This is a genomic window from Streptosporangium sp. NPDC000396 (assembly GCF_042898655.1).
Lineage (GTDB): Bacteria > Actinomycetota > Actinomycetes > Streptosporangiales > Streptosporangiaceae > Streptosporangium.
Genome location: NZ_JBIAZA010000034.1, coordinates 68,965 through 90,519 on the forward strand (window position 1 = coordinate 68,965; position 21,555 = coordinate 90,519).

Annotated in this window: 22 protein-coding genes; 3 read left to right on the forward strand and 19 right to left on the reverse strand. The window is 71.2% G+C overall.

Going from position 1 to position 21,555, the window contains the following annotated elements:
• Window positions 1–135: 135 nt before the first annotated feature.
• Genes ACFY2X_RS38820 through asnB form a run of 12 tightly spaced genes read right to left on the reverse strand, consistent with a single transcriptional unit; the run spans window position 136 to window position 10,736 of the window.
• Window positions 136–801, reverse strand: a complete 666-nt coding sequence (locus tag ACFY2X_RS38820) for a methyltransferase domain-containing protein (protein WP_389948078.1) — start codon at window positions 799–801, stop codon at window positions 136–138.
• Between the two features lie 35 nt (window positions 802–836).
• Entirely contained in the window at window positions 837–2,195 is a 1,359-nt protein-coding gene (locus ACFY2X_RS38825; protein ID WP_389948079.1) for an acetyl/propionyl/methylcrotonyl-CoA carboxylase subunit alpha, read from the reverse strand.
• Window positions 2,195–2,749: an acetyl-CoA carboxylase biotin carboxyl carrier protein gene (accB, locus tag ACFY2X_RS38830; RefSeq protein ID WP_389948080.1), complete on the reverse strand. Its 555-nt coding sequence runs from the start codon at window positions 2,747–2,749 to the stop codon at window positions 2,195–2,197. Before accB ends, ACFY2X_RS38825 begins: the two co-directional genes overlap by 1 nt.
• Window positions 2,746–4,449: an acetyl-CoA carboxylase carboxyltransferase subunit alpha gene (locus ACFY2X_RS38835; RefSeq protein ID WP_389948081.1), complete on the reverse strand. Its 1,704-nt coding sequence runs from the start codon at window positions 4,447–4,449 to the stop codon at window positions 2,746–2,748. Before ACFY2X_RS38835 ends, accB begins: the two co-directional genes overlap by 4 nt.
• 59 nt (window positions 4,450–4,508) lie before the next feature.
• Entirely contained in the window at window positions 4,509–4,814 is a 306-nt protein-coding gene (locus ACFY2X_RS38840; protein WP_389948082.1) for an antibiotic biosynthesis monooxygenase family protein, read from the reverse strand.
• Window positions 4,811–5,149, reverse strand: a complete 339-nt coding sequence (locus ACFY2X_RS38845; protein ID WP_389948083.1) for an antibiotic biosynthesis monooxygenase family protein — start codon at window positions 5,147–5,149, stop codon at window positions 4,811–4,813. The genes ACFY2X_RS38840 and ACFY2X_RS38845 overlap by 4 nt, the downstream gene beginning before the upstream one ends.
• On the reverse strand, window positions 5,146–5,610 hold the full coding sequence (locus ACFY2X_RS38850) for a hypothetical protein (protein WP_389948084.1): 465 nt from the start codon (window positions 5,608–5,610) through the stop codon (window positions 5,146–5,148). The genes ACFY2X_RS38845 and ACFY2X_RS38850 overlap by 4 nt, the downstream gene beginning before the upstream one ends.
• Window positions 5,611–5,613: 3 nt before the next feature.
• Entirely contained in the window at window positions 5,614–6,072 is a 459-nt protein-coding gene (locus tag ACFY2X_RS38855; RefSeq protein ID WP_389948085.1) for an SRPBCC family protein, read from the reverse strand.
• Window positions 6,073–6,110: 38 nt separating this feature from the next.
• Window positions 6,111–6,431 carry a TcmI family type II polyketide cyclase gene (locus tag ACFY2X_RS38860; RefSeq protein ID WP_389948086.1) on the reverse strand — a complete coding sequence of 107 codons (321 nt, stop codon included), beginning with the start codon at window positions 6,429–6,431 and terminating at the stop codon, window positions 6,111–6,113.
• A 32-nt stretch (window positions 6,432–6,463) separates the two neighbouring features.
• Window positions 6,464–7,675, reverse strand: coding sequence for an aminotransferase class I/II-fold pyridoxal phosphate-dependent enzyme (locus ACFY2X_RS38865; RefSeq protein ID WP_389948087.1), 1,212 nt, complete (start codon window positions 7,673–7,675; stop codon window positions 6,464–6,466).
• A 21-nt stretch (window positions 7,676–7,696) separates the two neighbouring features.
• The gene (gene mppP, locus ACFY2X_RS38870; RefSeq protein ID WP_389948088.1) at window positions 7,697–8,833 is read right to left on the reverse strand and encodes an enduracididine biosynthesis enzyme MppP; all 1,137 of its coding nucleotides are present in this window, start codon (window positions 8,831–8,833) and stop codon (window positions 7,697–7,699) included.
• A 46-nt stretch (window positions 8,834–8,879) separates the two neighbouring features.
• The gene (gene asnB / locus ACFY2X_RS38875) at window positions 8,880–10,736 is read right to left on the reverse strand and encodes an asparagine synthase (glutamine-hydrolyzing) (RefSeq protein ID WP_389948089.1); all 1,857 of its coding nucleotides are present in this window, start codon (window positions 10,734–10,736) and stop codon (window positions 8,880–8,882) included.
• A gap of 263 nt (window positions 10,737–10,999) precedes the next feature.
• Between asnB and ACFY2X_RS38880 the strand changes: the two genes are divergently transcribed.
• Together ACFY2X_RS38880 and ACFY2X_RS38885 are read left to right on the forward strand one after the other, a co-directional pair.
• Window positions 11,000–11,791: an ABC transporter ATP-binding protein gene (locus ACFY2X_RS38880; RefSeq protein ID WP_389948090.1), complete on the forward strand. Its 792-nt coding sequence runs from the start codon at window positions 11,000–11,002 to the stop codon at window positions 11,789–11,791.
• A complete protein-coding gene (locus ACFY2X_RS38885) occupies window positions 11,788–13,752 on the forward strand; it encodes an FtsX-like permease family protein (protein ID WP_389948091.1) in 1,965 nt (654 codons plus the stop codon). The genes ACFY2X_RS38880 and ACFY2X_RS38885 overlap by 4 nt, the downstream gene beginning before the upstream one ends.
• A gap of 33 nt (window positions 13,753–13,785) precedes the next feature.
• Here ACFY2X_RS38885 and ACFY2X_RS38890 read toward each other — a convergent pair whose 3' ends face one another.
• On the reverse strand, window positions 13,786–14,442 hold the full coding sequence (locus tag ACFY2X_RS38890; protein WP_389948092.1) for a response regulator: 657 nt from the start codon (window positions 14,440–14,442) through the stop codon (window positions 13,786–13,788).
• Complete coding sequence (locus tag ACFY2X_RS38895) at window positions 14,430–15,815, reverse strand: sensor domain-containing protein (RefSeq protein ID WP_389948093.1); 1,386 nt, start codon at window positions 15,813–15,815, stop codon at window positions 14,430–14,432. Before ACFY2X_RS38895 ends, ACFY2X_RS38890 begins: the two co-directional genes overlap by 13 nt.
• Window positions 15,816–16,055: 240 nt before the next feature.
• On the opposite strand from ACFY2X_RS38895, the gene mppR reads away from it, so the two are divergent.
• On the forward strand, window positions 16,056–16,859 hold the full coding sequence (gene mppR / locus ACFY2X_RS38900) for an enduracididine biosynthesis enzyme MppR (RefSeq protein ID WP_389948094.1): 804 nt from the start codon (window positions 16,056–16,058) through the stop codon (window positions 16,857–16,859).
• Window positions 16,860–16,969: 110 nt separating this feature from the next.
• Here the strand turns inward: mppR and ACFY2X_RS38905 are convergent, their stop codons facing one another.
• The 5 genes from ACFY2X_RS38905 to ACFY2X_RS38925 form a co-directional block, all read right to left on the reverse strand.
• Window positions 16,970–17,938, reverse strand: coding sequence for a cytochrome d ubiquinol oxidase subunit II (locus ACFY2X_RS38905; protein WP_389948095.1), 969 nt, complete (start codon window positions 17,936–17,938; stop codon window positions 16,970–16,972).
• A gap of 11 nt (window positions 17,939–17,949) precedes the next feature.
• Window positions 17,950–19,209, reverse strand: a complete 1,260-nt coding sequence (locus ACFY2X_RS38910) for a cytochrome ubiquinol oxidase subunit I (protein WP_389948096.1) — start codon at window positions 19,207–19,209, stop codon at window positions 17,950–17,952.
• Window positions 19,210–19,421: 212 nt separating this feature from the next.
• On the reverse strand, window positions 19,422–19,679 hold the full coding sequence (locus ACFY2X_RS38915) for an acyl carrier protein (RefSeq protein WP_389948097.1): 258 nt from the start codon (window positions 19,677–19,679) through the stop codon (window positions 19,422–19,424).
• On the reverse strand, window positions 19,624–21,234 hold the full coding sequence (locus ACFY2X_RS38920; RefSeq protein WP_389948098.1) for an MFS transporter: 1,611 nt from the start codon (window positions 21,232–21,234) through the stop codon (window positions 19,624–19,626). The genes ACFY2X_RS38915 and ACFY2X_RS38920 overlap by 56 nt, the downstream gene beginning before the upstream one ends.
• A gap of 28 nt (window positions 21,235–21,262) precedes the next feature.
• Window positions 21,263–21,529 (reverse strand): hypothetical protein, encoded by a 267-nt coding sequence (locus ACFY2X_RS38925; RefSeq protein WP_389948099.1) that lies wholly within the window; start codon window positions 21,527–21,529, stop codon window positions 21,263–21,265.
• Window positions 21,530–21,555: the final 26 nt, after the last annotated feature.

A 21,555-nucleotide genomic window follows, 5' to 3' on the forward strand; every position in this document is an offset into this window, starting at 1 on the left:
TAATTTAACACTCTATCCCCCCCCCCCCCCCAAAACCCCCCGGCCCCGCCCCCCCCCCCCCCCCGGGGGGGGGGCGGGGGGGGGGGCCCCCCCCCGGGGGGGGGCCCCCCCCCACGACCGGCCGCCGCGCGGGCGTCAGTCCTTGGTGAAGCAGAGGATGAAGGCGTCGCCCTGCTGGGCCGGGGTGTAGGCGGTGTTGGCATAGGCGTGATACTTGTGGCGCTCGACCAGCACGCGATCGAAGAACCGGAGATAGCGATCGAGCATCACGGCTGCCGAGGCCGTGCAGGTGGCGGCGTCGGGGACGTCGCCGTCGAGGGAGAACATCGGCACGAAGGTCCCGCCGCGCCGCAGCGCCCGCACCACCTTGGGCATGAACTCGTCCAGCAGGCGGCGATCCTCGAACAGTGCCTTGGGCAGCTCCGGGTCGAAGAACACGCCGTCATAGCTGTCAGGCTGCAGCCGGTCGACGAAGTCGAAGAAGTCAGCCTGGACGATCTCCAATGTCGCCGGCGGCTCCGGGTTCGCGGCGTGGAACAGCTCGACGACCTTCGGATACTTCTCCACCACGGTGTGGCGGTAGGTGTCCGCCCTGCCGGCGATCCGCAGCGCGGAGTAACCGAGACCAAGACCGACCTCCAGGAACTCGCCGCCTCTCTCGCAGAGCAGATCGGCCGAGCGCCACATGAGCGACTTCTCCCATCCCTGCATCGCCTGCACGTCATCGATGTAGAGCGTCACCTCCCCGCTCTCGTCATGGACCAACGCGATGTCCGGTTCGTTCAGCTGCGGCGTCTTCATGTCTCTCCCTGATGTGGTGGTAACGGATCCGGTGGTCAGCCGCGCGTGGACGCGGTCATCTGGTCGATGAGACCCGTGGTGTGTGTCCCCTTGCGGAAGATCGGATTGGCCAGCACCTCGCGCAAGAAGCCGGCGGTGGTGTGCAGCCCGCGCCCGCTGACCCGCAGCTCGGCCAGAGCGCGGTCCATCCGGTTGAGCGCCTGGTCACGGTCCGTCCCCCAGGTGATGACCTTGGCGAGCAGCGGGTCGTAGTCGGGCGAGACACGCATCCCGGCGCGGACATGGGTGTCGACGCGCACGAACGGCCCGCCCGGCGGCACGAACTCCTCCACGAGGCCGGGTGCGGGGGCGAAGTCACGCGACGGGTTCTCGGCGTTGACCCGGCACTCGACGGCCACGCCGCGCCGTACGATGTCCTCCTGCCGGAGTGAGAGCGGCAGTCCCGCCGCCACCATGAGCTGCTCGCGGACCAGGTCGATGCCGGTGACCATTTCGGTCACCGGGTGCTCCACCTGGATGCGGCAGTTGGTCTCGATGAAGAAGAAGTCGCCGCTCTCGTGATCGACGAGAAACTCGAAGGTTCCCAGTCCCCGGTAGCCGATGGCGCGGGCGCCGTCCAGGGCCGCCCGAGCCATCCGCCCGGCCAACTCCGGGCTGACCGCCGGGGACGGCGTCTCCTCCACCAGCTTCTGCCTGCGGCGCTGCGCCGAGCAGTCTCTCTCCCCCAGGTGCACGGCGTTGCCGTGGGCATCGCACAGCACCTGGATCTCAACGTGGTGCGCGGCCCGCAGGTATCGCTCGACGCACACCCGATCATCGCCGAAGAGCATCTGCGCCTCGGCGCGGGTACGGCGAAAGGCCCCGGCGAAGGCGGCCCGGTCGGGCACGACGGACATGCCGCGCCCTCCGCCACCGGCGACGGCCTTGATGATGACGGGATAGCCGATTTCGTCGGCGATCTCGGCCGCCTCGGCTTCCAGCACGGGGTGCAGGCTCCCCGGCAGCACGGGCACTCCGGCCGCGCTCATGGCGGCGCGGGCCGCGGCCTTGTCGCCCAGTGCCTCCATGACCTCCGGGGGCGGGCCGACGAAGGTCAGGCCGTACTCCTCGCAGATCCTGGCGAACTCCGGATCCTCCGACAGGAAGCCGTAGCCGGGGTGCACCGCGTCCGCCCCGGAGCGCAGGGCCGACTCGACGAGCGCGGCGGCGTTGAGGTAACTGCGCCTGGCCGAGGGCGGGCCGATCTGGACCGACTCGTCGGCGATCCGGGAGACGGCGGAGTCACGGTCGGCGGTGGAGTGCACGGCGACGGTCCTGATGCCCATCTCGCGGCAGGTGCGGGCGACCCTGAGAGCGATCTCTCCCCGGTTCGCGATCAGTACGGTGGTGAACATCAGCGCTCGCCTTCCTCCTGCCGTGGCCCGGGGAACAAGGTCCCGCACGCGGAGTCGTCGCCCGTGGGACTGATGGCGACAAGCGCCTGGTCGTACTCGACGGGGGTCGCATCGGGCGCGAGGATCTCGGCGACCCGCCCGGCCACCTCGGCCACGATCGGATTCATCAGCTTCATCGATTCGACGATCCCGACCTGCTGCCCCACCTCCACCGTGTCGCCCACCGCGACGAACGGCGGGGCGCCCGGCTCGGGGGCGTGATAGAAGGTCCCGACCAGCGGGGCACGGACCAGGGCGTTCGACGTGCTCTCCGCCGCCGTTCCCTCCCCCGAGGCCGCCGCCGCCGCTGCCGACGGCGGCGGGGGCGGCGACGACAACGACGGGACTGTCGCGAGGGGCGGGCCGGTCGCCCAGGTCAGTTCGGCGCTCGCCAGGCCGTGCTGGAGTTTCAGGGTGGCCGGCGGGTGCGGGAGCAGTGCGACGAGCCGGGTGGCGGCCTGGCAGAGCGTGTCGAAATCACTGCCGGTGCCGCCGCCCGTGACGGCGGGGTTCATCGTGGATCACCTCCGGTGGATACGGGGACGCGGCCGGCGGCCGGCAGGCCGAATCGGCGGAACCGGTCGCGGCGCTGCTGAACGAGTTCGGCGCCCGAGAGCGGGAGCAGCTCGGCGAGGGCCGCGCTGATCGCGGCACCCAGATGAGCGGCGGCCAGGATCGGATCGGTGTGCGCACCGCCTTCGGGCTCGGCGACCACCTCGTCCACGACGCCCAGCCGCAGCAGTTCCCCGGCCGACAGCCGGAGCGCCTCGGCCGCCCGCGGGGCGGCGGCGGCGCTCTTCCAGAGGATGGACGCGCACCCCTCCGGGGTGATCACCGAGTACCAGGCGTTCGCGCAGACGAGCACCCGGTTCGCGACCGCCAGGGCCAGGGCCCCGCCGCTGCCGCCCTCCCCGGTGACCACGGTGATCACCGGGACGGTCAGCTGCGCCATCAGCCGCTGGTTCTCGGCGATCGCCACCGCCTGCCCGCGCTCCTCGGCCGTCACGCCCGGGTAGGCGCCCGGCGTGTCCACCAGCGTCACGACGGGCAGGCGGAGCTTGTCGGCCAGGCGCATCAACCGGGCCGCCTTGCGGTAGCCCTCGGGTGTGGGCATGCCGAAATTGCTGGCCACCAGGTCACGGGTGGTGTGCCCCTTCTGATGGCCGATCAGCATCAGCGGCACACCGTCGAGACGGCCGATGCCCGCGACGATCGCGGAGGAGTCCCCGAAGATCCGATCGCCGCGCAGCTCCTGGAAGTCCTTGAGCAGCAGGCCCACGTAGTCCGACGTGGTGGGCCGGCCGATGTCGCGGGCCAGCCGTACGGCCTGCCACGGTTCTCGTGTCCCCGCCTCGCCCGGCCCCTCACCCACCGGGGCGTCTCCGGGTCCGGGCGCCGGCGGTCGCGCGGGCCGCGTGCTGGAGACGAGCCTGCCCAGCACGCCGCGCAGGTCCTGGCGAGGAACGACGGCGTCCACCATGCCGTGCTCCAGCAGGAACTCGGCGGTCTGGAACCCCTTCGGCAGTTCCTCCCTGATGGTCTGCTGGATGACGCGTGGACCGGCGAAGCCCATCCGGGCGCCCGGCTCGATGAGGATGACGTCGGCCAGTGTCGCGAAGGAGGCGGCGACGCCGCCGAATGTGGGGTCGGTGACCACCGAGACGGTCAGGACCCCCGCCTCGTCCAGCGCGGCGAACGCCTGGCTGGTCTTGGCCATCTGCATCAGGGAGATGATGCCTTCCTGCATCCGGGCGCCGCCGGAGCCGGTCACCGTGATCAGTGGCCGGCGTTCCCGCCGTGCGATCTCCGCTGCCACGGTGACCAGCTCGCCGACCGCGGCGCCGAGACTCCCGCCGAGGAACCGGAAGTCCATGACCACCAGCACGACGGGGTGCCCGCCGAGCCGTCCCCGGACGCAGACGGCCGCCTCGTCGAGCCCTGTCCGCCGCCGCGCGGCCTCGATCCGCTCGAGGTAGGGGAGGCTGTCCACGAAGGACAGCGGGTCTTCGACGACGGCTGGAATCTCGACGGGAGCGAAGGACGCGGGGTCCAGCAGCTGTTCGACCCGTTGCCATGCGGCGACCGGGTGATGGTCTCCGCACTCGGGGCACACTCCGAGCACCCGGGCGAAGCGACGGTGATGGGTCAGCGCGTGGCACCGCCCGCAGCGGATCCACCGCTCCTCCTCCGGCACGTCGGTTCGTGAACTGGTCATGGTTACCTCCGATCCGGCGACGTTCGGGAAGACGTTCAGGGAGTCGGCCCGGAAGGCGCTCAGAAGGCGGAGAGCACGGTGAACGTCTCGTAGGGCTGTTCCCTGGCCGTGTCGAGGTAGGGGCGCAGCGGGCTCGTACTGCGGTGGCTGCTGCTGTGCACCCATTCCTGAAGGTGCTGGTAGCTCTCCCAGTGGCTGGTGACCATCATCGTGGTCTCGTCCACCTGGGAGTGGAGCAGCTCGTTGCTCAGCATGCCGGGCGTGCCGACGAGCTGCTCGCTCACCTGGCGGTAGGTCTCGGCCAGCGACTGCGTCTCCTCCTTGGGCACCCGATACCAGAGGATCACCCGTACCTGCTCGCTCATCGCGCACCCGCCTCGGGGCCCGGCAGCTCGTGCACGACCCGCATCGTCGTCATGGAACCTCCATCGCGGTAGGGCTGAAGCCGCGCGCGGTTGTCCACGTGTGCGGCGCTGAGTTCGAACTCTCTGAAGCTGGATTCGTCGGTCCAGTCGGTGAACACGAAGTAGGCGCCTTCCTCTTCGAGGCTGCGCAGCAGCCGCTGTCCCCGGTTGGCCGGGTGACGCGCGATGCCTTCGGCCACGTCGAGCCAGACCCGCTCGAATTCCGCCTCGGTTCCGGGACGCACCCGGATGTCCAGAAGCACGCGGAACCAGCCGCCCTGTCCTTGCGCCGTCATACCGTGTACACCGCCATGGCCTCGACGTTGCCGAGGAAGACGAGGACGGCGATGACGGTGCGCGTCAGGTTCCACCTGCCGAACGCCGGACGGGGGTCGCGCTCCGGCCAGTCCTGCGGGAGGTCGTCGGGGTCGAGCGTCATGACCGTGCGCTTGAGCCGGGCGTTCCGGGTGGCGGAGATCACGATGATGGCGAGGAGCGCGACGATGAGGAAGGAGAGCAGGAAGCGCGAGTCGCGGGTGGGCGCGAGGAACACCAGCGCGACGTCGCAGGCCAGGACCCCGACGATCATGATCGGCGCCAGCGGGTCGAAGCGCGGCGACCAGTACTGGTGCAGCCGCACGTATTCGCTCGCCTGGAGCTGCCGCATCCACGGCACTCCCCCGATCACCGACCACAGGAGCATCCCCGCGACCAGACCGCTCAGCACGATGGAGATCTGTGACAGCAGGACGCCCATGGCTCAGCTCCCGGCCGCTTCCCGCTCGATGAGCTCCTTGATCCGCTTCATCTGGATCGCGGTGTTGTGGTTGAGCCGGTCGGTCATGGCCCGGTCGTCCACCGGGGCCTGCGGCTTCATCTCGAAGTCCTGCACCCAGCGCAGCCGTACCCCGCCCTCGGGGGTCTCCTGGTACTCCCAGAAGAGGTTCATGTACTTGAACCATCCCGTCTCGACGCGGCGCGCGTGGACGGTCCTGGTGGCGGCGTCCATCGTCCGGTCCGACACCCAGCTCCACTGGTTGCCGTCGGCGTCGGGGTGCATGGTGAGGCGGAACCTTATGGTGTCCCCCTCACGGGCGAGCACCTCGGTGGCCGCGTACTCGCTGAACAGGTGCGGCCACGACTCGACGTCGTTGGTCATCTTCCAGACGAGATCGACGGGGGCGCTGATGACGATGTCGTTGTCGGTGTGTCCGGCCATTGCTCGCATCCCTTCTCGGTCGGCGGCCCGCTCGCCGCTCACTCCGCCCGCCACTGGTAGAACGGCGTCGCCATGGCGTCCTTGGGCTCGCGCCAGTTCGGGTCGTAGGGCGAGATGAACTCGCTCAGCTTGGTGTTGATGTCGCGGTAGAGCTCGGTGCCCCGGGCCCGGTAGAGGTCGTCGGTGATGTCCCCGTCCGCCTCGACGAGGTGGAAGTACAGGTCATGGAAGCGGAACAGGGTGCGGCGGGTGGCGCCGATCATGCGGGGCAGCTCGGTGGCGTCCGACTCCGCGAAGATCTCGGCGACCGAGTCCGCGCTCGACGGGTGCATCCGAGCCACGATGAGAGTTCGCTGCACGGTTCGTCCTTCCTCGTAGGGAAATGATCGGTTCAGTGGGCCGTGACCGGATCGAGCGGCGCTGGTGCCGACCAGGCTCGGGCGAGCCGCCGCCCGGCCAGGGCGAGGTCTTCGGGCGAGTTGAAGCTGTAGCTCAGGCGCACCGACGGCCGGTCCGGCAGGCCGAACCGCGACCCGCCCGCGACCTGGACACCCGCGCGACCGGCCGCGGCGACCATGTCCTCCTCCGTCGTGCCGGGCGCCCCGCGCAGCCACAGGAAGAAGCCGCCGTGGGGAACCTGGAGGTCGCGGCCGGGGCCCAGCCCGGCGACGAGCGCGTCGCGCCGGGCCACCAGCCGCTTCCGCAGCCAGCGCAGCCGGGCGTCGTAACCGCCTCCCTCCATCAGCGCCGTGACCGCCAGCGACGCCAGGTGGTTCAGGCCGCCGCCGCTGGACAGCACGCCGCTCCCCGCGATCCTGGCGATCAGCTCCGGGCCGGCGAGCATCGAGCCGAGCCGCAGACCGGGGCCGAGCGTCTTGGCGAAGGTGCACAGCCGTACGACACCCCTGTATCCCGCGAGTCCGGCCAGCGCCGGGGGCATCTCGACGGGGTCGAGCCAGAGCTCGCCGTAGGCGTCGTCCTCGACGATCAGCAGGTCGTGATCCCGTGCCACGGCCAGGATCTCGCGCCGCCGCGCCTCCCCGACCAGCAGTCCCGTGGGGTTGTGGAAGGTGGGGATGAGATAGACGAAGGCGACGCGCCGCCCACCGGCGCGGTGTGCCCGTGCCGCGTCGGCCAGGGCCTGTGGATCGGGCCCCGACCCGTCCACCGCGACGGGTGAGAGCGTCAATCCCCGGTCGGTGAAGATCTGCTTGCCGAAGTCGTAGCCCGTGGGCTCGCAGAGGACGACGTCTCCCGGCTCGGCCAGCATCGTCGCCAGCAGATGAAGGGCGTGTGACGTCCCCGCGGTGACCAGCACGTTCTCCGGCCCGCACGGCTGGCCGCCGGTGGCCGTCGCCCGCTCCGCGAGCGCCTCGCGCAACGGCGCCACCCCCTGGTTCTCGCCGTAGCTGAGCGCGGCGGAACCGTAGCGGGACAGCGCCTCGGCGTAGGCGTCGCCGAGCAGGTCGACCGGGAGCAGGTCCGGGTCGAGATAACCGGGCCCCAGGTCGGTGATCCCGTCCGGTGCGACCGCCTGCACGATGCCGGGCAGCCACTGCCTGCGGTGGGAGCGCGGACCCGCGACCTCTCCCGGATCCTCCATGTCGGCCACGGTGCCGGCCGCTCAGTGAGCCAGCAGGACCGCGCGCAGTTCGCGCACGGCCGCCCGCAGGGAGGTGTGGGGGCGGGCCAGGGCGATGCGCAGCGAGCGGTCCCCGAGGCTGGGGTCGGCCCAGTGGAACTGCGTGCAGGGCAGCGCGTACACCTGACGCTCGTGCAGCGCCGACCAGACGTCGGCGCAGCGCCGGCCGCCCAGATCGACCCGTTCCACGCTGACCCGGCTGTCGGGGTCGGGAAACGAGACGCCGGGCACGTCCGCGAGAGTGGTGCGGACGATTCGGCGGCTCTCGGCGACGAAGGCGTGCAGGTCGGCCAGCCCGTCCCCGGCGGCGTCCTCGGCGAAACGCTCGACGAGGGCCAGGATGAACGGGGAGACACCGAGCAGGATGTCGGAGTAGATCTTGGGAATCGGCAGTCCCACGTTCTCGCTGTAGGCCAGGAGCCCGACCTTGAGATCCAGGGTCGGCCACAGCTTCCCCGTGTCCTCGATGACGACCCATCGGCACCCGCTGGCCTCCAGCACCGCGTAGTGGTCGTAGTGGGAACGGGTGTCGAACCCCCTGAAGGAGGTGTCCAGCGCGAGCACCACGTCCTTCCTGCGGCACTCGGCGGCCAGCTCGGCCAGCCGTTCCCGGGTCAGCACCCTGCCGGTCGGGTTGTTCGGCGTCGTGACGAAGATGCACCCGACGTCCGGCGGCACGACCGAGGACAGATCCCCCGCATGCAGCGGGTCCTCCTCAAGGGGCACCAGCCGCAGGCCGACGCCCCTCAGGATGTCGGGGATGTTGTCGAAGGTCGGGTGGATCAGCGCCACGGCGTCGGTCTTCGTGACCAGGGACCTGGCGAGGATCTCCATCGCGACCGACGAGGCGTAGCAGCTCAGCACGGGGTTGGGCCCGATGGGGTAGCTCTGCTGGCCCATCAGGTGGAAGAACGCCCTGTGGGCGTCCCGCTCAAGGTCGGCGACCGGCTGCACGGCGGCCTTCTCGAAGAGCGTGGGCAACTCGTCGATGATGCGCTGCTGGCCCTCGCTGAGCTGCTGGCGAGCATGGCCGTCGGCCACGTTGAGCTCGCTGTTGAGCGCTAGGTGTTCGAGCTCGGTCAGGTTGGCCGTGCTCAGACGGAGCGTTGATTCGATCATGTCTACACCCCCGGTGTGGCGCAAGGAGAAAACGGCAGGACGGCGGTCACAGGGAGATCCGGATGCGGTACTGGTCGAGCCACTGGTTGGTCTGCAGGACCATTTCCATGTCGGTGAGATCCCGCCACGCCCGCCGGGGGTCGACGGGTCTCGCCAGCAGGGCCCTGGCCTCGGCCAGGTCGAGCAGGGGCAGAACCGGGGAGGCCGGGTCCGAGAGCACCCGGTCCAGTTCCGCCCTGAGCAGCGGCGCGTACGCGGGGTCGCGCCCGGTGGGAAACTGGCTGGGCTCACGCTCCAGCACCGAGTCCGGCAACAGGTCGGCCGCGGCGGCGCGCAGCAGGCTCTTGGGCTTTCCGTCGAAGGTCTTCATCGCCCAGGGGACGTTGAACAGATACTGCACGAGCTGGTGGTCGCAGTACGGCCAGCGCAGTTCCACCCCACCGGCCAGGCTGACGCCGTCGTCCAGCGCGCAGCCGAACTCCTGCCAGCCCTGCAGGTGCAGGAAGTAGATCTCCCGCATCCGGCGCTCGGCCGGGCTCTCACCGTCCAGCAGGGGGACCCCCGCCAGCTCGTCCCGGTAGGTGTCGGCGCAGTATCCGGGAACGTCGAGCTCCTTGAGCAGCTCCGCGCCGAACAGGCCGGTGCCCAGCCCGTTGGGCGGCAGGTGGTGCGCGGTCGCGGCGATCCACGGGTAGGTGCCGGCCGCGACGACGGCCGGGTCGTTCATGCCCATGAACGAGGCGAACACGGTGTCCGCCTGCTCCCCGGCCAGGACGACGCTCACCTTGTCGCTGATCCGCCGCGCCAGCACCCGCAGGGAAGCGGGGAACTGCGGTGCGGCCACCGGCATGTCCTGCTGGGCGCGCACCGCCGTACGGCGGAGCACGGGATCGGTCACGGCGCCGCTGTCGAGTTCGACGAACTCGTGCGCGGAACCGATGTGCTCGGCGACCTGCCTGGCGTACGGCGCGTCCTCGGCACTGCGCATCGGCCCCGGGCCGTTCGCCATGCCGCCGGTGTAGCCGACGGTGAAGGTGCGCAGCACCTCCCCGCCCCGCTCCCGCAGGACCCTGGCCGCCAGGGCCGCCATGGTGCTGGAGTCGATGCCGCCCGACAGCAGGACGCCCACGGGGACGTCGGCGTCGAGCTGCTGGGTGACAGAGTGTTCCAGCATTTCACGAACTCGCCGCACGGTGGTGTCGAGATCGTCGGTGTGCGGCCGCGCGGCGAGCTGCCAGTAACGCCGCTCGCTCTGACCCGCCCTCGTGACCGCCACGATCTCGCCCGGCCGCACCCGGCGCATGCCCCGGACGACGGCCCGGCCGACGGTGCTGGTGAAGGCCAGCAGCTCGCGCAGGCCGTCGGCGTCCACCACCGCCTCGACCAGGGGGTGGGCCAGGATCGCCTTGGGCTCGGAGCCGAACACCACACCGGTCTCGGTCGGATGGTAGAAGAGCGGCTTGACCCCGAGGCGGTCCCGTACGAGCAGCAGGCGCTCGATCCGTGCGTCCCACAGCGCGAAGGCGAACATGCCGTCCAGGTGCTCGGGGCACCGTTCCCCCCACTCCAGGTAGGCGTGGAGCAGGACCTCTGTGTCGCCCTCGGTGTGAAAGCCGTGGCCCAGGGCGCGCAGTTCCTCGCGGAGCTGCCGGTAGTTGTAGATCTCACCGTCGAAGGCGAGCACGGCCGCGGGCTCGCCTCCGATGTCGGCGACCATGGGCTGGCGGCTGCCGCCCAGGTCGAGCGCCGCCCTGCGGCGGTGGCCGAGCACCGCACGCGGCGAAGACCAGAGCCCCTCGCCGTCCGCGCCGCGCCAGGCGAGCTCACCCAGCTGGGCGAGCACGATGGTGCGGTCCGGTACGAGGTCACGGTGGAAGTCCACCCATCCTGCGATGCCAGCCATCCGCGAACTCCTCCGAGTGGTCGTGGGTAAGAACGCCCTGCGGGGCGCCTGCCAGGAATGCTCGCAGCGAGTGGTCGGCTCCCGTTCAAGTCGTGATCGAGGTCAGAACCAGCGTCGCTGGACCAGCCGTCGCGGCGAACGGGCCGTTCCCGCGTTCGTCCACGTCGGGACGGGGATCTCGCGGAGAGGTAGTGTGCGCACTACCTCCAACTCTCCTGTCGTCGCCCGTGCCCGCCGGACATGAGGAACGTTTGACTGGAGTCATGAGACGAACCGCATCTCCTCCAGACCTCACGGTTCCCACGACGACGGGGGACGCCGTACGACTGGTCGACCTGCGCAGGGTGTACGGCTCGCCGCCTCATGAGGTCGCCGCGCTGCGCGGGGTCAGCGCGGTCTTCCCCGCCCACTCCTTCACCGCGATCATGGGACCGTCCGGCTCCGGCAAGTCGACGCTCCTGCAGTGCTCGGCGGGACTGGACCGCCCCAGCGGCGGCCAGGTCTTCATCGGCGGCGTCGATCTGGGCGAGCTCGGCGAGGGACAGCTGACGGAGTTACGGCGCGATCGCGTCGGATTCGTCTTCCAGTCGTTCAACCTCGTCACCGCCCTGAGCGCCGAACAGAACGTCGCCCTCCCGCTCCGCCTGTCGGGACGGCGGCCGTCCGCGGCGTGGATCTCCGAGGTGCTGGGCCTGGTAGGCCTGACCGACCGAGCCCGGCACCGGCCCGCCGAGCTGTCCGGCGGGCAGCAGCAGCGAGTGGCCATCGCCCGCGCCCTCGCCACCAGGCCGGAGGTGATCTTCGCCGACGAGCCGACCGGCGCGCTGGACAGCCGTGCGGGCAGGGAGGTCCTCGCGCTGCTGAGGCGGCTCGTGAACGAGCGCGGGGACACCGTGGTCATGGTGACCCACGACCCGTTCGCGGCCTCGCACGCCGACCGGGTGCTGTTCCTGTCCGACGGCACGCTCGTCGGAGAGCTCGCCTCCCCCTCCGCCCAGTCCGTCGCCGCGCGCCTGGCCGAGCTGGAGGATGCCCACCGTCAGGAGGCGACATGAGCGCCTTCCCCTTCTCCGTCCGGCCTTCCTCGCGCACCCGGCTGGCCACCCTGGTCTCCGTCGCGTGGCTGACCCTGCGCACCCGGCTGTCCGGCTTCGCCGGTGCGGTGGTCGCGCTCGCCCTGGGTGTGGGCTTCTCCGGAGCCGCCGCGTCGGTTCTGGCCACGAGCGCGTCACTGCCGCCCGCCACACCCGAGGCCGTACGGCGCGCGGTGCAGGAGTCGGGTGCGCTGCTGGTGATGCTGTCGGTGATCGGCGCCTTCGTCACGATCTTCGTGGTGGCCGGCACCTTCGCCTTCACCGTCGCCCAGCGTCGCAGAGAACTTGCCCTGCTGCGCGCGGTCGGAGCGACTCCGAACCAGGTCAAGGGCATGGTCATGGCGGAGGCCGCGCTGGCGGCGCTGATCGCCTCGGCGGCCGGTGTCCTGCTGGCCCCGCCGTTCACCTCCGGGATGGCCGCACTGCTGCGCCGGCAGAACCTCCTGCCCGCCGGATTCCGGCCCGGGGTGTCGGCCGGAGCGTTGCTGGTCGCCTTCGTCCTGGGCGTCGCCGTCGGGGTGGTCGCGGCGACCGCCTCGGCCCGCAGGGCGGCCGGAGTGCGGCCGATCGAGGCCCTGCGGGGTGCGGCGCTGGCCGACCGGCCGATCGGCCGGGGCCGCTGGATCGGCGGAATCGCCGCCCTCGCCTGTGGGGCGGGCATGCTGATGCTGGTCCCCGTCGCCCCGCCCGACGGGCGGCTGCCGCTGACGATGTTCGTGTCCCTTCCCCTGGTGACGGGGTTCGCGCTGCTGTCTCCGGTGTTCGCGTCGCGGGTCGGCGTGGCCGTCGCCACGCCCCTGGCCAGATGGACCTCCGCGACGGGCCTGCTCGCCAGGGAGAACGTGCGCATGGCGGCCAGGCGGACGGCCGCCATGGCCGCCCCCGTGCTGGTCACCGTGGGACTCGCCGGGTCGCTGCTGGGCGGAACCGCCCTGTTGGGCGAGGCGATCGCCGCCGACGCCCGGCAGGTCTGGCGCTCCGATCTGGTCGTCTCCGGGCCGGACGCCGCGAAGGCCGCCGGCGAGCTGCGCGGGGTGCCCGGTGTGAGCGCCGCCGTACCCGTCACCCGGGGCGATGTGGAGGTCTTCGCGAACAGGACCGTCCGAACGGTGGCCGCGCTCGGCGTGAACCCGGCGGGCCTCGCTCAGGTCATGAACCTCTCCCGCGTGGAAGGCGACCTGAACGCGCTGGAGCGCGGTGACGCCGTGGCCGCCGACCGCAGGCAGGCCCAGGCGCTGGGCTGGAAACTCGGCGAGCCGGTACGGCTCGGCCTGCCCGGCGGAACGCCCGGCCGGCTCAGGCTGGCCGCGGTCTTCGAGAGCTCCCCGCTCGGCGGCGGCCTGCTGCTCCCTCGCGACCTGCTCGCGCGGCACGCCGGCGTCCGTTCCACGGCCGTGCACGTCTCGCTGGAACCCGGAAGCGAACCCCGTGCCGTGGCCTCGGCCATCGAGGGCAGGTGGAGCGGAGCCCGCGCGGACCTCACCGTCGAGGCGATGGCCTCCGCGGGCAACGCCCGGCAGGAGGGCATGCGCATCGGGGCGGTGGCCCTGGCCGGGTTCGCCGTGGTCTACACGCTCATCGCCGTGGCCAACACCTCCGCGATGTCGTTCGGTTCCCGCAGAACCGAGTTCGCGGGGCTGCTGTCCCTGGGTGCGCGCCGGGCCCAGGTGTTGCGCATGGTGCTGTGGGAGGGGTTGTGCGTGGCGGCGACGGGCGTGCTGCTCGGCGGGGCGGTGACAGGGGTCGCGGTGCTGGGTCTGCGGCAGGTCCTGAGCCGGCTCGGGATCGAAACTCCCTCGGCGTTCCCCTGGGCGGAGGTCGGCCTGGTCACGGGCGCGTGCGTGGCGGTGGTCCTCGTCTCGGGCCTCCTGCCGACGGCTCTGCTTCTCCGTCGTCGTGCCTCCTCCGCCGCAGCGCCGTGAGACCGTGACCGGGCCTCGTCCGGGCGCCCGCCCTCAGCCGGTCCCCTCACGGAGATAGTGGAGCACCGCCATCACCCGGCGGTGCTCCTCGTCGGTGGGCTCCAGCAGGAGCTTGGCGAAGATGTTGCCGACATGTTTGAGCACGGCGGCCTCGGTCACCACGAGGGTCCTGGCGATCGCGTTGTTGGACCTGCCCTGCGCCATCAGGGCCAGCACCTCCCGCTCGCGGGGCGTCAGCCGGTCCAGGAGCGCGTGGTCGCGGCGGTCCTCCAGCAGCCGGACGACCACCTCGGGATCGATGGCGGTGCCGCCGCCGGCCACCCGCCCCACCGCGTCGAGGAACTCCTCCACCTCTCCGACCCTGTTCTTCAGCAGGTAACCCACCCCCCGGCCGGAGCCGGACTCCAGCAGTTCCAGGGCGTAGGACCGCTCGACGTACTGCGACAGCACCAGGACCGCCACCGTCGGATGCTCGGTCCGGATGCGCAGGGCGGCCCGCAGCCCCTCGTCCCGGAAGCGGGGAGGCATCCGCACGTCCACCACGGCCACGTCCGGCAGGTGTTCCGCGACCGCCGTCAGGAGCTCGGACGCGTCGCCGACCGAGGCGACCACGCGGTGTCCGAAACGTTCAAGAATGTGCCGCAACCCCTCCCGCAGGAGCACCGCGTCGTCCGCGATCACAATGTCCACTCGACCTCCACACGTACGACGGTGCCTCCACCCTGCGGGCTCGACAGGCTGACCGTGCCGCCCACCGCCGACACCCGGTCCGCCAGGCCCATCAACCCGCTGCCCGCCGCCGGGTCGGCCCCGCCGACGCCGTCGTCGCGGACCTCCAGGACGACGCGTCCGCGCCCGGGACCGGCCGGCTCGTCGTGGAGCAGCAACTCGGCCCGCCCGGCACCACTGTGCTTGGCGAGATTGGTCAGGGCCTCGCAGCCCGCGAAGTACATCGCCGACTCCACCGATCCGGACGGCCCCGGCTCATGGGTGCCGGCATGTACGGTGACCGGCACGGGACAGCGTCTGGCGGCCTCGGTCAGCGCGGTGGCCAGGCCTCGGTCGGTCAGAATCGCCGGGTGGATGCCCCGGACCAGATCCTGGAGCTCGCTCAGGGTCTCCTGCGCTTCCAGGTAGGCCCGGTCCACCAGTTCCCGGGTCTCCCGCGGCCCGCCGGCGAGCTCCAGCTTGACCAGACCCAGAGTCATGATCAGACCGGTGAGCCTTTGCTGCGTGCCGTCGTGCAGGTCCCTCTCCAGCCGCCGCCGTTCGCTGTCGAAGGCATCGGCCAGCCTGGCCCGCGAACGGTCCACCTCGATCAGGCGCAGTTGCAGGTCCTGGTCCTGCGGGGGTGTCAGCAGCGTACGGGCCAGGGTCGCCTCCGCCGCCGCGGCCCCGGTCACCAGGTAGGCGGCGGCCGCCGCCAGCAGCACTCCACCGGCCGCCGCGGCCCACGCCAGCACCGGCCGGTCCACCACGGCCTGCCAGGACGGGTTGACGCTCGGCGGCCCGGGCAGCGCGTGCCATACCGGGGCCGAGAGCGGTCCCAGCACTCCTGCGGCGACCAGGAACAGCCCCACGAGGTTGACCGGCGTCAGCACACACGACAGCAGACCGTGCCCGATCTCCCGCCACGTCGCCGGCTCGGCCAGCAATCCCCGGGCCTCCCCGAACCACCGGCCGCCTCTCCCCCCGCCGGCATCCGGTCTCCACCCCGCTCCCGCCCTGCGCTCACCCGGCCGCCGCTCTCCTCCACGCAGGCGGGGGTGCGGGGACGGCGCCGCCCGGCGGTCCACCAACCGCAGACGGGACCGCTCGACCCGGCCCATCGCCACCGTCCACACGGGAATCCACCTCAGCGGCACCACCCCGACGACGAGCGGAAGCGTCAGCACGCCGGCCACCAGCAGAAGCACCACCCCGGCCAGCCACCCGAATGCGACCACCGGCCCGCTCAGCAGGTAGGCGGCCGAACGCCAGGGTGCGCTGGAGAGCGGGACACGCCATGGCGAACCGACCAGGCTTTCCCACGGCCCACCTGCGACGACGCCGCGACTCCCCATGATCGTCACCCTAACAAGTCTCGTCGGTCATCCCGGCCCGGACGAGACGCCCTCTCCTGGCCGACCGGGATGGAGGCGTCGTTCCCGGCCGGCCGCACCGGAGACGGGGCGGACATCCCGCCACCGCGGGCATGGCCGGGTCCGGCGGATATGGGGAGCGGAACGAGGACGCCTGGAGCGCCGCAGGAGGCCGGCTGGAGGTTCGTTGCCTATCTCCGGGCCGATTCCTACGCTGCCCCCATGACGACTGTGGCGCACGACACCGGGCCCATCGGATACTCGCTGCCGCTCTCCCCTTCGGGGAACTCCTCGATGATCACCCCTCCCCCGTGGCATTTCTCCGGCGAGGTGGTGATGGTGGACTACCGCGTCGATCCCGCCGCCGCCTTGAGGTTCCTCCCTCCCGGCCTTGAGCTGGGACCCGATCCGGGGGCGGCGGCCGCGGTGTTCGCCGAGTGGCAGTGGTGCTCGGACTCCGGCGCGGAACTGGAAGACCCGGTCCGCTGCCGCTTCTCGGAGTTCCTCATCCTGCTGGCCTGCACCTACCGGGGCGAGCCGATGGCCCGCTGCCCCTACGCCTGGGTGGACCAGGCGGTGCCGCTGATGCGCGGCTGGATCCAGGGGATGCCCAAGCAGCACGGTTCGGTGCACCTGACGCGGCCGGTCCGGGTGGGCCGGGCGGGTCCGCGGCTGGGTCCCGGCGGGCGCTTCACCGGCAGCGTGGCCGTGCACGACCGGCGGCTGGCGGAGGCCGGCGTGGTCGTGAGAGAGCGGTCCGAACCGCCGGCGCTGCACAGGGTGCCCCTGGTGCACAACAGGTTCTTTCCCGGCTGGGATCCCGCCGAGCCTCCCATGAACCAGCTGGTCGCCTCGGAGGTGACCGGCGTCGAGTTCGGCGAGGTGTGGGCGGGCTCCGGCGAGGTGAGGTTCCTGTCCGGTGTGGACATCGATCCCGACCTGGCGCTGCTCGCCCCGGTCGAAGTCGGTTCCGGCTACGTCTTCTCCTACGCGGAGACCCTTCTCGGCGGTCGCAGGCTCGCTTAGCGACGGTACGGCGAGCACACCGTACCGGGCGGGCGGGTGGAACCCGTCCGGTACGGTGAGCACACCGCACCGGGCAAGCGCGGGAAACCCGCCCGGTGCTCGACACGCCCTCAGAAGAACACCACCGTGCGCGCGTCCACTCTGCGCCGGAACGCCCACCACATCCCCACCTGCATCGCGACCAGCAGTGGGAGCACCCCGAGCGTGAAGCCGCCCAGCACCCGGAGGGAGGCGGCGTCCGCGGTCGCGTCCGGCAGGCCGGGCGCCAGCCGGAACCCGATCATCAGGGCAGGGCTGGCGACGGCGAAGGCACTGAGCGCCAGGGCCCTGCCGTACCTGCGGCCGGTCACGGACCCGCTCGCGAACCAGAGCGCGGCCACCGCCGACGCGCCGATCACACCGACCGGGAGCGATCGGCCCGGCTCCCAGGGCACGACGAACACCAGCCCGGTGAGCACGGCGAACCCGAGGAGCCCGGCGGCCGGGCGCAGCAGCCGTGCCGCCGTCGCCTCGGCGCTCGTCACGAGGTCCGCGGGGAGCCTGACCGTCAGGAAGACCGCTCCGTGCGCGGCGAAGAGCACGACCATCACCCCGGCCCAGAGCAGCGAATACGCTCCCGTCAGCTCCCACGGGCCCGCCGTACCGGCTTCGCCCGCCGGGGGCAGACCGCCGAGCAGGGCTCCGATCACCAGCCCCCAGAAGACGGCGAACGCCGCGCTGGTCACGGTCAGGGACCGGTCCCAGCCCGAGCGCCAGCGCGCGGACTCCTTGCGGCTGCGGAACCAGATGGAGGCGTCCCGCAGCACCCAGATGAGGAGTCCCGCCACCACCAGCAGGTACAGCCCGCCGAGAACCCGGTCCTTCAGCAGGGGGAACGCGCCGGTCAGCACCCCGCCCACGGCCACCAGCCACACCTCGTTGCCGAGGAAGAACGGCCCGATGGAGGTGATGAGCGCGCGGCGTTCCGCCTCGGTGCGTCCGATACGCCGCAGCAGGAGGCCCGTGCCGATGTCGAAACCGTCCACCACGAAGTAACCGGCGAACAGCACTCCCAGCAGTGTCGGCCACAAGAGTTCCATGGTCTCCTTCCTCAGAAACCGGCGCTCGGCACAGGACTCGGCGCGGGTTCAAGGACGGTCCCGAACAGGGAGTCGTCCGGCCCTCTGCGGACATATCGGGCGATCAACCAGTAGTCGATGATCACCAATGTCCCGAGAACCGCGGTGAACCCGACGAAGGACAGGAGCACCGCGGTGGAGTCGACGTCGGAGACGGCCTGCTCGGTGGTGAGCATGCCGTACACGGTCCAGGGCTGGCGGCCGACCTCGCGCACCAGCCATCCGGAGATCACCGAGACGAACGGCAGCGGGATCATCGCGACCAGCACGTAGAGCGGGACGCGCAGCCGTACCACCCAGTTGCGCAACAGCAGCACCAGGCAGACCAGCGTGGTCAGCGCCATGACGAACGCGCTGTTCATCATGATCTGGTACGGGACGGAGATCCAGGACGGCGGGGCGAAGTCACCGGGGCCGAACTGCTGGAGCAGCAGCTTCCCGGCCGCCTCGATCCGCGCGGGCTCCTGGTACATCTGGGCCAGCTTCATCGGCTGGTTCCGCTCGATCACGACCTCCTGCAGGAAGCCGTAGTGAATGATCGCGAAGGCGCCCACGGGGGCGGCGACCAGCCCCCACCGCAGCGAGCGGCGGAAGACCTCGACCTCCTGGGTGCGCCTGATGAAGTGCCAGGCGCTGATCCCGGCCACGAACAGCCCCCCGGCCAGCAGCGCCGCGAAGACCACGTGGAGCAACGAGTCCGTCAGGCTGGTGTTGCTCATGAGCGCGCCGAAATCGGTCAGGTAGGCCTGGCCGTCGCGCATCTCGTAGCCGACCGGGTGCTGCAGGAAGGCGTTGGCGACCAGGATCCAGAACGCCGAGACGTAGGCGGTGACCGCCACCAGCCAGATCAGCGCCAGATGGACCCACTTGGGCAACCGGTTCCAGCCGAAGATCCACATGCCCAGGAACGTGGCCTCGGCGAAGAAGGCCACCAGCGTCTCCAGCGCGATGGGGACACCGAAGACGTTGCCGACGACCTTCGACAGGCCGCTCCAATTCAGGCCGAACTGGAACTCCATCACCAGGCCGGTCACGATGCCCAGCGCGTAGTTGACCACGTAGATCTTGCCCCAGAACTTCGTCATCCGGGCGTAGACCGGCTTGCCGGTGATCGTGTAGGCCGTCTGCATGCTCACGACGAACACGACCAGGCCCAGCGAGAGCGTCACGAAGAGAAAGTGGATCGAGGTCGTGGTCGCGAACTGCAGCCTCGACAGGAACAGGGTGTCCATCATCACTCCCTCGAATGCGTCCGTTCCGGTGCGGATCCCGAACGGTTCCGGCCTGGCGAGGTGGATCAAGCCTGCCACCTCGGGTGGGGGGCGGCGTCGGGCCACGGGAGACTTGTCGGGCTACCTCCTGGGAAGTAGCCCGACCGGCCCGGCTACGACCACCGGCGTACTGACCCCGCCGGCCCCGGCCGCCGGGACCGTGGCGCGAGCGGTCAGGCCGCTCCATCGAGCCGGGCGTTGACCAGGTCGAGGAACTCGCGCGGACGCTTCACCTCGCCGACCTCGTCGTCGCCGAGCTTGATGCCGAACTTCCGCTCGACCCGTACGGTCACCTCCAGGATGGCCAGCGAGTCGTAGTTGAGGTCGCCGAACGGCGTGTCGAGGATGTCGCCGTCGATGTCGACATCCGTGTTCTCACCGGCCGCCTCGCGCATCACCAGCCGGAGGTCCTGCAGGGTGAACTGGCTCATTGTCCGCTCCTTGTCGATTCGTGTTCGGTCGATTCGTGTTCGATGGGTGGTGAACGGGACCGGTCGGGGGGAGCCGCAGTGCCGAGGCGGCCAGAACGCCGAGCCCGGCGATGACCGCGGCGATGAGGAAGACGGCGCCGAGCGCGGCGCCGTAACCGCTCGTCACGGCGTCGCGAAGCCCGCCGGGCAGGAGGCGGATCAGCTCGGGCCGGCTCGCCGCCGCCATCGCCTCCTCCCCGGGGGAACCCCCGGGGAGTCGCGCGGCCAGTTCCTGGGCCAGCCGGAACTGGAAAACCCCGCTCAGGGCCGCCAGGCCCAGAGAACCGCCGAGCTGGCGACTGAGCGACTGCAGGGCGAGCGCCGCCCCGAGGTCGGGACGCGGGGCGTTGTTCATCACGGCCACCGAGTAGACCTGGAACATCAGGCCCAGCCCGATGCCGAAACAGACGGTGCAGGCGGTGGTCAGAACCGGCGGCGTGTCGCCCCTCAGCGTGGCCAGGGCCGCCAACCCCGCCGCGAGCAGCGCCACGCCCACCACGCCGTACCACTGGGGTCTCCCGTGGCGAGCCATGAGCGGGCTGCCCACCAGGGAGACCACCAGGGCGCCCGCCGTGACGGGAAGCAGGGTGATGCCCGCTCCCGTGGCGCTGGCGCCGGTGGCGACCATGAGCAGCGGGAGAAAGGTGATCACGGTGAACATCGCCAGCCCCGTCACGAAGCCCTGAAGGTTCGCGACGACGAGGACGGGATTGCGGAACAGCCGCAACGGGACGATCGGCTGCGGCGCGCGTTTCTCGACTCGCAGCCAGAGCACCAGCAGGACCGCGGCCCCCGCGCCCAGGCCGAGGATCATCGGCGAGGTCCAGGAGTAGGTGCTCCCCGCCCAGCTCGACAGGAGCACCAGGCAGGTACACATGCCGCCCAGGAGGGACGCCCCGAGATAGTCGATTCCGGGGGCGGCCTCCGGGCGCGGCAGGAGCCTGGTCCCGGCGATCAGGGCGAGAGCGACAAGCCCGATGGGCACGGTGAGGAAGAACGTCCAGCGCCACCCGACCCAGTCGGTGATGAAGCCGCCGGCGAACGGGCTCAGCGCGGAGAAGGCGTTGAGCCCGGTGGCGAAGTAGATCTGGTAGCGCATCCGCTGTGCCGGGTCGAGCAGCTCGGCGTAGACGGCGATGGCCGAAACCATCAGGCCGCCCGCGCCCACGCCCTGGACGACGCGGAAGAGCACCAGCTGCGTCATCGACCCGGCCAGCCCGCACAGCACGGAGCCGGCCACGAGCACGGCCAGGGCCAGGACGAACACCTGTTTGCGGCCGTAGACGTCGCCGAGCTTGCCGTACAGGGGGGTGGTCACCGTGGAGGCGAGCACGGCGCCGGTGGTGACCCAGGCGAACAGGTCGAGCCGGCCGAGCTCGCCCACGATCGCGGGCAGGGCCGTGGCGGTGATGTTGAGGTCCACCATGGCGAGGAGCTGGGCGAGCGCGACGGCGATCAGCGCCGGCACCAGGCCTCGGCGGCGTGTGCCGGGAGAAGGGGAGTCCAGACGTACCACGGGTTGGTCCTCTGCGGGCGGGGATGGATCAGGCCTTGAATTCCGCGTCGAGCCGGGCCAGGAGAGCGAGCTGTTCGCGGGTGAGGGGCGCGTCGGTGAGGGGCGCATCGGCGAGAGGGGCGTCGGTGAGAGGGACGGTGTCGCAGGTGTCCCCGTCCGGCGACGGGTGCTTCGAGGGAGCCTCGGCCGGTACGAACCAGAACGGCTGGCATCTTCCCAGCGCTTCGAGGAACACCCCGAGCCTCCGGCCCGCCGTGCGCAGCAGCCCTCGGCCGCGACCGGCGGGTCCGGTCACCGCGGCCTCCGCGACGGTTCGACGAC